This is a genomic window from Microcella sp. (assembly GCF_051860105.1).
In the GTDB taxonomy this organism is placed as follows: domain Bacteria; phylum Actinomycetota; class Actinomycetes; order Actinomycetales; family Microbacteriaceae; genus Microcella.
In genome coordinates, this window is sequence record NZ_JBHYEO010000018.1 from 35,750 (window position 1) to 42,599 (window position 6,850).

Here is a 6,850-nt window from a genome sequence, read left to right on the forward strand (position 1 = left end):
CTCACAGGAGTGATGATGAACGCGCAGAACGACCCCGGCCACGGACACTCTCCCGCCGCCTGGACCGCCGTGACCATCATGCTCATCGGCTTCACGATCGGCACGGTCGCGTTCTTCTTCGAGCTCGCGTGGCTCGTCTGGGCGAGCGCCGCGCTCGTACTCGTCGGCTGGATCATCGGCGGCGTGATGGCGAAGGCCGGGTACGGCGTCAAGGGCCCGAAGTACCAGCCGAAGGTGCACCCCTAAGTGCTTGACGGCCTCGTCGCCGGGGCGCTCGAGGACGCGGCTCGGCGCCGGGAGCAGCGCCCGCTCGTCGAGGTCGAGCGCGCCGCTCTCGCGGCTCCTGCGGCACTCGATGCCCGCGGGGCCCTCCAACGCTCCGCGAACGTCAAGATCATCGCCGAGGTCAAGCGGGCGAGCCCGTCGCGCGGGCCTCTGGCGAGCATCCCCGATCCCGCTCATCTCGCCCGGCAGTACGCCGAGGGCGGCGCCTCAGCGATCAGCGTGCTGACGGAGGAGCGTCGCTTCGGCGGCAGCCTCGCCGACCTCGATGCGGTGCGTGCGGCCGTGAGCATCCCGGTGCTGCGCAAAGACTTCATCGCCGAGCCCTACCAGGTGCTCGAAGCGCGTGCGGCGGGCGCCGACCTGGTGCTGCTCATCGTGGCGGCCCTCGACGACCCGACGCTGCACGCGCTGCACAGCCTCATCCTCGAGCTCGGCATGACGCCGCTCGTCGAGACCCACGACGCCGACGAGGTGCGCCGAGCGGTCGACCTGGGCGCGAGCTTAATCGGCGTGAACGCGCGCGACCTCAGCACCTTCGAGCTCGATCGCGATCTGTTCGGTCGACTGGCGCCGAGCATCCCCGAGGGCACCGTACGCATCGCGGAGTCGGCAGTCAGCGGAGTCGCAGACGTCGAGCACTACCGTCGAGCAGGAGCCGATGTAGTGCTGGTCGGCGAAGCCCTGGTCACCGGTGGCGACCCCGTCGCCGCCCTCAACGAATTCCTGGCGGTCTCATGAATCTGCGCGAACAGGTCGGCCCCTACTTCGGCGAGTTCGGCGGGCGCTTCGTGCCCGAGTCGCTCATCGCCGCCCTCGACGAGCTCGACGCTGCCTACCAGGCCGCGAAGGCCGACCCGGCGTTCGCGGAGGAGCTCGCCGAGCTGCACCGCACCTACACCGGGCGCCCCTCGATCATCACTGAGGCGCGGCGCTTCGCGGAGCACGCCGGTGGGGCGCGCATCATCCTCAAGCGCGAAGACCTCAACCATACCGGCAGCCACAAGATCAACAACGTGCTGGGTCAGGCCCTGCTCGCCAAGCGCCTGGGCAAGACCCGCATCATCGCCGAGACGGGCGCGGGCCAGCACGGCGTCGCGAGTGCGACGGCGGCGGCCCTGTTCGGGCTCGAGTGCGTCGTCTACATGGGCGAGGTCGACACCGAGCGGCAGGCCCTCAACGTCGCGCGCATGAAGCTGCTCGGTGCCGAGGTCGTGCCCGTCACGGTCGGCTCGCGCACGCTGAAGGACGCGATCAACGAAGCGCTGCGCGACTGGGTCGCGAACGTCGAGAACACGCACTACCTGCTCGGCACGGTCGCGGGCCCGCACCCCTTCCCGACGATGGTGCGCGACTTCCACTCGGTCATCGGCATCGAGGCGCGCGAGCAGGTGCTCGCCCTCACCGGTCGACTCCCCGACGCGGTGGTCGCGTGCGTGGGCGGCGGCAGCAATGCCATGGGCATCTTCCACGCCTTCCTCGACGACGAGGGCGTTCGCCTGGTGGGCAACGAAGCCGCGGGCGACGGCGTCGACACGATGTTCCACGCTGCGACGATCTCGAAGGGTCGTCCGGGCGTGCTGCACGGGGCCCGCAGCCTCATGCTGCAGGACGACGACGGCCAGACCATGGAGTCGCACTCGATCTCCGCGGGCCTCGACTACCCCGGTGTCGGCCCCGAGCACGCCTGGCTCGATTCGATCGGGCGGGCCGAGTACCGACCCGTCACCGACGCCCAGGCGATGGATGCTCTGCGCCTGCTGAGCCGCACTGAGGGCATCATCCCGGCCATCGAGACGGCGCACGCCCTGCACGGGGCCATCGAGCTCGGCCGCGAGCTGGGGCCGGAGGGCATCGTGCTGGTCTCTCTCAGCGGTCGTGGTGACAAAGACATGGAGACCGCTGCACGCTACTTCGGGCTGCTGGATGCCGCCGCTGCCGAGGCGACCTCGTGAGCGCCGTCGCCGACACGATCCGCACGCGCAACGACGAGGCGTCCGGCGCTCTCATCGGCTACCTGCCGGTGGGCTTCCCGAGCCTCGATGCGAGCGTCGACGCCGCTGTCGCGCTGGTCGAGAACGGCGTCGACATCGTCGAGCTCGGCCTGCCGTACAGCGACCCGGTGATGGACGGTCTCACGATTCAGCGCGCGACCCAGACCGCGCTCCGCAACGGTTTCCGGCTGCGGCACGGCTTCGAGGCCGTCGAGCGCATCCGCGCCCGGGTCGACGCCCCGCTGCTGGTCATGACGTACTGGAACCCGGTGGTGCAGTACGGCGTGGAGCGTTTCGCGACCGATCTGCAGAACGCGGGGGGAGCGGGGTTGATCACGCCCGACCTCATCCCCGACGAGGCGGCGGAGTGGATGACCGCCTCGACCGAGCACGACCTCGACCGCGTCTTCCTCGCCGCGCCGTCGTCGAGCGACGCGCGCATGAGGCAGGCCGTCGATGCGAGCCGCGGCTTCGTCTACGCGGTCTCGACCATGGGCATCACGGGCGCTCGTGACGATGTCGACGCGGCCGCCCGCAGCGTTGTCTCCCGCCTGCGCGAGGCCGGCTCGACGAGCGCCTGCGTCGGCCTGGGCATCTCGACCGCCGAGCAGGTGGCCGACGTGCTCAGCTACGCCGATGGCGCGATCGTGGGATCCCGCCTCGTCGCGGCCCTCGAGCACGGCGGCGTGTCCGAGGTGGCTCGGGTCGCGAGCGAGCTCTCCGCCGGAACACGCCGCTAGGCTGTCTCCGGCCCCCCTGTGCCTGTACGCCCGTGAAAGGTTTCGACACCGTGATCCAGCCTCTGAGCATCCCGAGCCCGCCGCCCGAGTGGCAGGTCTTCAATCTCGGCCAGTGGCTGCGCGACATCGGGCTCACCTGGTTCGGCTTCGACATCAACATCTACGCCTACGCGCTGTGCATCCTCGCGGGCATCGTCGCGGCGGTACTGCTGACGAACCGGCGCCTCAGCGCTCGTGGAGCCGAGCCGTGGATCACGCTCGACATCGCGCTCTTCGCGGTGCCGTTCGGCATCATCGGGGGTCGCGTCTACCACGTGCTGACGCACCCCGACGACTACTTCTTCCCCGGTGCCGACCTGCTCAAGACCCTCTACATCTGGGAGGGCGGCATGGCGATCTTCGGCGCCCTCATCGGCGGTGCGCTCGGCGTATGGATCGGCTGCCGGGTGACGGGCATCCGCTTCTGGAGCTTCGCCGATGCGCTCGCGCCGGGCCTGCTGCTCGCGCAGGCCTTCGGTCGACTCGGCAACTGGTTCAACCAGGAGCTCTTCGGGCTGCCCACCGACCTGCCCTGGGGGCTCGTGATCGATCGGCCGAACGACGCGATCCCCGTCGGCCTGCCGGACGACGTGCTGTTCCACCCCACGTTCCTCTACGAGATCGTGTGGAACGTGACGGGTGCGATCGTCATCCTGCTGCTCGCGCGCCGCTTCGTGCTGCAGTGGGGCAAGCAGCTCGGCATCTACCTGATCTGGTATGGCGCCGGTCGCAGCGTCTTCGAGACCATCCGCCTCGACCCGAGCGAGCTCTTCCTCGGCATCCGCGTGAACGTGTGGGGCGCATGGATCGCGGTGATCGTCGGCATCATCATCATCATCGTGCAGTCGCGCCGGCACACCGGCCTCGAGCCCTCGCCCTACGTCGCGGGTCGGGAGTGGTCGCCCGAGGCTGGGGTAGACTCCGAAGACGTCTACACCGACTCCGACGACGAGGGCAATGAGGCTCTCGCCGCCGCCGGTGCAACCGGTTCGACCGACGCCACAAGCGGGTCCGCCGCGAAGCCGTGACACCGACTGCGACGCTCACCGAGCGCCACGGGAGGTGATTGAGGATCGCCACCACACTCGATCCGGCATCTGCGGCGCGCTCTGCGCGCGCATCCACACCTCGGGCCAGCGACGTCCCACACGGTTCCCGCAACAACGTGAGGACGGTTCTGATGGATCTCACATCCCCGATGCAGCGCTTCAGCGCCGTGCCCGCGGCCCAGGGTCTCTATGACCCGGGTCGCGAACGCGACGCGTGCGGTCTGGCGATGGTCGCCACCCTGCGCGGCACCGCCGGGCACGACATCATCCAGGCGGCGCTCGACGCCCTGCGCAACCTCGAGCACCGCGGAGCCGTAGGCTCCGACGCGGGCACGGGTGACGGCGCGGGCATCATCACCCAGATCCCGGATGCGTTCCTGCGCGCCGTGCTGCCCTTCGAGCTCCCCCCGGTCGGTCAGTACGCGATCGGCACCGCCTTCCTGCCGACCGACGCCGACGAACGCGCGAGCGAGAAGTCCGGGATCGAGGCGATCATCGCCGAAGAGGGTCTCGAGGTGCTCGGCTGGCGCGAGGTGCCGACCGACGATTCGCTCATCGGCAACCTCGCTCGTGAGGCCATGCCCGCCTTCGAGCAGCTCGTCGTGCGCTCCGTGCGCACCGACGAGCACGGCCAGCCTCGTGCCGGCCTCGCTCTCGACCGGCAGACCTTCCGCGCCCGCAAGCGGGCGGAGCGCGAGCTCGGCTCGTACTTCCCCTCCCTGTCGTGCCGCACGCTCGTCTACAAGGGCATGGTCACGACGCTCCAGCTCGAGCCGTTCTATCCCGACCTCAGCGACGACCGCTTCACCTCGAAGCTCGCCCTCGTGCACTCGCGCTACTCGACGAACACCTTCCCGTCGTGGCCGCTCGCCCAGCCCTTCCGATCGATCGCGCACAACGGCGAGATCAACACGGTGCAGGGCAACCGCAACTGGATGCGCGCTCGCCAGTCGCAGCTGCACTCCGAGCTCTTCGGCGATCTGCGCGACGTGTTCCCGATCGTCACGCCCGGCGCGAGCGACTCGGCGTCGTTCGATGAGGTCGTCGAACTGCTCACCCTGGGCGGCCGCTCGCTGCCGCACGCGATCATGATGATGGTGCCCGAGGCCTGGGAGAATCAGACCGACATCGACCCGGGGCTGCGCGACTTCTACGAGTACCACGGCATGCTCATGGAGCCGTGGGACGGCCCCGCGGCGCTCGTCTTCACCGACGGATCGCTCGTCGGCGCGACGCTCGACCGCAACGGACTGCGGCCCGGCCGCTTCATCGTCACCGACGACGGCCTCGTGGTGCTCGCGAGCGAGATCGGCGTGCTCGACATCGAGCCCAGCCGCATCGTGCGCAAGGGCCGCCTGCGTCCGGGAAAGATGTTCCTCGTCGACACGGCCGACGGGCGGCTCATCGAGGACGACGAGATCAAGTCGCAGCTCGCCGGTCTCGAGCCGTGGGGCGAGTGGCTCGAGGGTCAGCGCATCCACCTCCACGATCTCCCGGAGCGCGAGCACATCGTGCACACGCCCGCCTCGATCGTGCGCCGCCAGCGCACCTTCGGCTACACCGAGGAGGAGGTGCGCATCCTGCTCGCCCCTATGGCGAAGGCGGGAGCCGAGCCGCTCGGAGCGATGGGCTCCGACACCCCGATCGCGGTGCTCTCCGACCGCCCCCGCCTGCTCTTCGACTACTTCACGCAGCAGTTCGCCCAGGTGACGAACCCGCCGCTCGACTCGATCCGCGAGGAGGTCGTGACGTCGATGCGTCTCGGGCTCGGCCCCGAGCGCAACCTGCTCGAGGCGACCCCGCGGCATGCGCGTCAGGTCATCCTCGACTTCCCGATCATCGACAACGACGAGCTCGCGAAGATCCAGCACATCGATCCGCGCCCGGGCAGTTCCCTCACCACGACCATCAAGGGGCTGTACCGCGTCGACAAGGGCCCGAAGGCGCTCGAGAAGCGCATCGCGGCAATGTGCGAAGAGGTCGACGAGGCGATCGCCGACGGTGCCGAGTTCATCGTGCTGAGCGACCGCGACTCGACCGCCGATCTGGCTCCGGTGCCCTCGCTGCTGATGCTCGCGGCGGTGCACCACCACCTCATCCGCACCGAGAAGCGGATGCAGGTCGGTCTCATCGTCGAGGCGGGCGATGTGCGCGAGGTGCACCACTGCGCTGTGCTCATCGGCTACGGCGCCTCGGCGATCAACCCCTACCTCGCGATGGAGACCGTCGAGAACCTCGTGCGGTCGGGCATGATCACGGGCATCACGCCGGAGAAGGCGGTGCGCAACGTCATCAAGGCGCTCGGCAAGGGCGTGCTCAAGATCATGTCGAAGATGGGCATCTCGACCGTCGGCTCCTATGCAGGAGCCCAGGCCTTCGAGGCTGTCGGGCTCAGCCAGGAGTTCGTCGACCGCTACTTCACGGGCACCTCGAGCGTGCTCGGCGGCGTCGGCATCGACACGATCGCGGCCGAGAACGCCGCGCGTCATGAGCTCGCCTACCCCGCGTCCGCGCCGGTCAACCCGCACGAGCGGCTGCAGACCGGAGGCGAGTACCAGTGGCGCCGCGAGGGGCCGCCGCACCTGTTCAACCCGGAGACGGTGTTCCGGCTCCAGCACGCGACGCGGTCGAAGCGGTACGACATCTTCCGCGAGTACACGAAGGCCGTCGACGATCAGGCCGAGAACCTCATGACCTTGCGCGGCCTGTTCCGTCTCAAGACCGAGGCGCGCACCCCGGTGCCGCT

Annotated in this window: 6 protein-coding genes; all 6 read left to right on the forward strand. The window is 69.4% G+C overall.

What is annotated here, in order from left to right:
- Positions 1–12 precede the first annotated feature (12 nt).
- A complete protein-coding gene (locus tag ACTIE9_RS10330; RefSeq protein ID WP_439565497.1) occupies positions 13–246 on the forward strand; it encodes a DUF6704 family protein in 234 nt (77 codons plus the stop codon).
- Complete coding sequence (trpC, locus tag ACTIE9_RS10335) at positions 247–1,023, forward strand: indole-3-glycerol phosphate synthase TrpC (RefSeq protein ID WP_439565490.1); 777 nt, start codon at positions 247–249, stop codon at positions 1,021–1,023.
- Positions 1,020–2,237 (forward strand): tryptophan synthase subunit beta, encoded by a 1,218-nt coding sequence (trpB, locus tag ACTIE9_RS10340; RefSeq protein ID WP_439565491.1) that lies wholly within the window; start codon positions 1,020–1,022, stop codon positions 2,235–2,237. The genes trpC and trpB overlap by 4 nt, the downstream gene beginning before the upstream one ends.
- Positions 2,234–3,016 (forward strand): tryptophan synthase subunit alpha, encoded by a 783-nt coding sequence (trpA, locus tag ACTIE9_RS10345; protein WP_439565492.1) that lies wholly within the window; start codon positions 2,234–2,236, stop codon positions 3,014–3,016. Before trpB ends, trpA begins: the two co-directional genes overlap by 4 nt.
- A gap of 50 nt (positions 3,017–3,066) precedes the next feature.
- The gene (lgt, locus tag ACTIE9_RS10350) at positions 3,067–4,083 is read left to right on the forward strand and encodes a prolipoprotein diacylglyceryl transferase (protein ID WP_439565493.1); all 1,017 of its coding nucleotides are present in this window, start codon (positions 3,067–3,069) and stop codon (positions 4,081–4,083) included.
- Between the two features lie 152 nt (positions 4,084–4,235).
- Positions 4,236–6,850 (forward strand): glutamate synthase central domain-containing protein (locus ACTIE9_RS10355; RefSeq protein WP_439565494.1); only part of this gene is annotated, 2,615 nt, incomplete at its 3' end.

Excerpts from the sequence above, each read along its gene's own strand:
- ACTIE9_RS10330 (WP_439565497.1), top strand. The coding sequence starts at position 13 with ATGATGAACGCGCAGAACGACCCCGGCCACGGACACTCTCCCGCCGCC.
- trpB (WP_439565491.1), top strand. The coding sequence starts at position 1,020 with ATGAATCTGCGCGAACAGGTCGGCCCCTACTTCGGCGAGTTCGGCGGG.